Raw genomic sequence first — 1,655 nt, 5'->3', positions numbered from 1 at the left:
TCCTACGACCCGCGGGGTGTCGTGATCGCCTTGGACGGCGAGGCCTGGGTCGGTATGGCGGCGACGTCGAGGCATGAGAGTTTCATGTTCAACGAGATGACTGGTGTGAGAGCCGGGTATCGAGGCCGGGGCATCTCGATTGCCATGAAGACGTTCGGGATGGCTTTCATAGAGGAGTGCGGAGCGAACAGGGTCCGCACCTTTCATCATCCGGCCAACGAGAGCGCGATTGCCATGAATCGGAAGATGGGCTTCGTCGACACGGTCGACTGAGCGATGCTCCCTTGGCTTCGGTCACCCAGACTTCGTCCACTGGCTGGTGCGGGGGCTTTTGCGGGTGAGGCGTCGGGTCATCATGGTGATGAGTGCCCAGTTCAGGTGTGCTTCGGAGTGCTGGGGCAGCCGTTCGTAGTCGCGTGCGTTGCGGCGGGCGTTCATGCACCAGCCGATCGTGCGCTCGACTTTCCAGCGGCGGGGCAGGACGACGAAGCCCTTGGTGCCCTTGGGCCGGGAGACGATGCGCAGGGAGATCCAGAGATGTTCGCGGGCCCAGTCCACGAGTTCGCCGGCGTAGCCCCGGTCGGCCCAGATCTGGGTGATCTGTGGCTGGGTGAGGCGCAGGCGCCAGAACACGTCGCGGGCGGCGTCGCGGTCCTGGATGTCGGCGGGCGTGACCGTGATCATCACCGGCAGGCCGAGCGTGTCCACGGTGATATGTCGTTTGCGACCGTTGATCTTCTTGGCGGCGTCGTAGCCGCGGCTGTTACGGCCGACGGTGGAGGCGCCTTTGACCGACTGGGAGTCGACGATCAGCGTGACCGGGTGGGGGCAGCGGCCCTTTCCGGTACGGATCCTGCGGCGAAGCTGGTCACGGATGTAGGTGACGACCCCGGCCCGGTTCCACCGCCAGAAGAACCCGTAAACCGTCTCCCACGGTGGGAAGTCCGCAGGCAGTGCCCGCCATTTCGCGCCGTTGTCGACGATGTAGCGGATGCCGTCGACGATCTCCCGCCGGGGCCACTTCTCCGGATGTCCGCCGGTCTTGGTCTGGCAGGCTGGAACGGGCAGCAAGGGTTCCAGAAGGGCCCATTCGGCAACCGAGGTGTCGGACGGGTAGCGCCGACGGCGGGAAGCAGCAGGCATGGCGGGCTCGGCAGGGTGATCGGCAGCGGAGGCTATTTGGAGAGCTGGGCGAGGGTGGCGCGGACGCCGGTGAGCTGGGCGGTGGCGAGCTGGGCCCATTCGTCGTCGGGGTAGCGGGCCAGGTGCGGATCGAGCGTGCCCGTGATCACCCGGGTGAGGCGGCCGAGGATCTGCCGGAACTGCCGCTTGTCGTACTCGATCCAGTCCGCCGGGTCGTCGGAGAACATGAACCCGTCCCGGCGGGTCCAGGTGATCGGCGTCAGGTTCTCGGCGGCGACGACATCGCGCACGTGCCGCATCCCGCGGCCGACCTGCGAGCGGGTCAGGCGGGTGGCGGCCATGAGCTGGTAAGTGTGCAGGCCGGCGGGACGTGCTTCCATCAGGGCGACGCGGACCAGGTCGCCGTAGTACTCGGCCTGATGTTCCCCCCTGATCTTGGACAGCTCGATACTGGGACGGTTGGTCCCGGAGGAAGTAGTCCAGATCGTGAGCGGCAACAGTGGTAAGCGGTA

At 66.3% G+C, this 1,655-nt stretch carries 3 protein-coding genes; 1 reads left to right on the top strand and 2 read right to left on the bottom strand.

Features of this window, described 5'->3' with window-relative positions; translation table 11 throughout:
- A partial coding sequence (locus AB0958_RS45060) for a GNAT family N-acetyltransferase (RefSeq protein ID WP_366896284.1) occupies positions 1–273 on the top strand: 273 nt, incomplete at its 5' end.
- 21 nt (positions 274–294) lie between these two features.
- Here AB0958_RS45060 and AB0958_RS45055 read toward each other — a convergent pair.
- Both AB0958_RS45055 and AB0958_RS45050 read right to left on the bottom strand, forming a co-directional pair.
- Positions 295–1,143, bottom strand: coding sequence for an IS5 family transposase (locus AB0958_RS45055; RefSeq protein ID WP_366896283.1), 849 nt, complete (start codon positions 1,141–1,143; stop codon positions 295–297).
- Between the two features lie 32 nt (positions 1,144–1,175).
- Positions 1,176–1,655, bottom strand: a 480-nt coding sequence (locus AB0958_RS45050; protein ID WP_366896282.1) for a hypothetical protein, incomplete at its 5' end; no start/stop codon positions are given.

Origin of the sequence: Streptomyces sp. NPDC006655 (assembly GCF_040703965.1) — a bacterium.
Lineage (GTDB): Bacteria > Actinomycetota > Actinomycetes > Streptomycetales > Streptomycetaceae > Streptomyces.
Note: the sequence above shows the minus strand (reverse complement) of the source record. Positions and strands in the feature narration are given on the sequence as shown.

Excerpts from the sequence above, each read along its gene's own strand:
- AB0958_RS45055 (WP_366896283.1), bottom strand. The coding sequence starts at position 1,143 with ATGCCTGCTGCTTCCCGCCGTCGGCGCTACCCGTCCGACACCTCGGTT.